The organism is Mesorhizobium sp. M7A.F.Ca.CA.003.01.2.1 (genome assembly GCF_003998945.1).
Lineage (GTDB): Bacteria > Pseudomonadota > Alphaproteobacteria > Rhizobiales > Rhizobiaceae > Mesorhizobium > Mesorhizobium ciceri.
The window spans coordinates 1-1,582 of the sequence record NZ_RZRA01001125.1 but is presented as its reverse complement, the minus strand read 5'-3'; the positions used below and the strand labels follow the sequence as shown (position 1 = coordinate 1,582).

The window sequence follows — 1,582 nt, the reverse complement described above, 5'->3', positions numbered from 1 at the left end:
CTCTCACTCTTGCCACCTCCATAAGCGGGCCGACGTTCTTTCAATCGGTGCCGGAAGTCCGGCGTCTGATCCGCATCGGTCCCAAAAACAACGCGGGCAGGCCCGCAACAATCCCCGAACAATCGCCCAGAACCGGCAGCTTTCGCCTGCGATTGTGGCATCAGTACGCCAACATAGAGGATTCTGCGCCTTTGCGGGAAATTGCGCAATGCGTCGCACGGGCAACAAATGTTACAACAAATATTACAATATTACATCAGGCCGGCCGGCTAGATCCTGTCGCGCAGCGCAAACCAGTTGAGCGCCAGGAACAGCAGCGGCGTGCGGAAACGCCGGCCGCCAGGGAAAGGCGGGATTTTCAGATCCTCGATCAGCTTCAGCCGGTCGCGGTTGCCGGCAACGGTTTCGGCATAGAGTTTACCGAAGTAGTTCGACAGCATGACGCCGTGGCCGGAATAGCCGCCGGCCGAGATCACATTGGGCATCACTTCGCGCACGAACGGCTTTCTTGGCACCGTGATGCCGACATAGCCGCCCCAGCCATGCGTGATCTCGACATCCCCGAGCGCCGGATAGAGTTCCGCGATCTGGCGACGGATGTGGATGTGGATATCCCGGGGATCGTTGACGCCATAGACCTCGCGTCCGCCAAACAGCAGCCGCCCGTCCTTCGATCTGCGGAAATAGCGCACGACGAAGCGGGAATCGTCGACCGCCTCGCCGCCCCGCAAAACGTTCGAGTCGGCTCCCAGAGGCACGGTCGCGCCGATGAAGGAACCGATCGGCATGACGTGCGCGGCACTCACCGGCTCGAGCGCGCCGCCATAGGCGTTGACCGCGATCAGGCATTTCTGCGCCGTCACCGTGCCTCTCGACGTCGAAACCTTGATCTTGCCGCCACTGGAAATGATGCCGGTTGATTGAGTCCCCTCGAACAGCTGCGCGCCTGCAAGCGCTGCCACCCGCGCTGTGCCGATCACCAGCTTCATCGGATGGATGTGCCCTGTGCCGGTGTCGCGCGTGCCGCCGAAATAGGCGGTCGAGCCCAGCCGCTCCGCCGTCTCCCTGGCATCCATGAACGAGATATGCGGGTAGGAAAAACGGCTCGCCATGATCTCGGCATGCGCCTTGTAGTCATCGACATAGCGCGGCTTGTGCGCCACCGAGAGCTGGCCCGGCATATAGTCGATATCGATCTGGTTGGCGGCAGTGAATTCGAGGAGATGCGCCTTCGCCTCTTCGGCAAGATCAAACAGAGCCTTGGCGCGGAACAAGCCGTACTCGGCCTCCAGGTCTTCGGCCCAGGCGCGCTGGCCGGTGCCAAGTTGGCCACCATTGCGCCCGGAGGCGCCATCACCGAAGCGATACGCCTCGATCAAAACGACATTGGCGCCCGCCTTGGCCAGATGCGCTGCCGCCGACAGGCCGGTAAAGCCGCCGCCGATGACAACGACGTCGCATGTCCGGTCGCCATCCAGCGCCGGGTATTCAGGCCGCGGACCGGCCGTGTCCTCATACCAGGAACGGCCGGGGGAGATCGGGGATTGGTAGGGCATGATGCTCGCAGGGAGTAGGGGCTGTC

The 1,582-nt window shown here is 62.5% G+C and carries 1 protein-coding gene; it reads right to left on the bottom strand.

Going from position 1 to position 1,582, the window contains the following annotated elements:
- Positions 1-269 precede the first annotated feature (269 nt).
- A complete protein-coding gene (locus EN969_RS30410; protein ID WP_063170069.1) occupies positions 270-1,556 on the bottom strand; it encodes an FAD-binding oxidoreductase in 1,287 nt (428 codons plus the stop codon).
- Positions 1,557-1,582 lie beyond the last annotated feature (26 nt).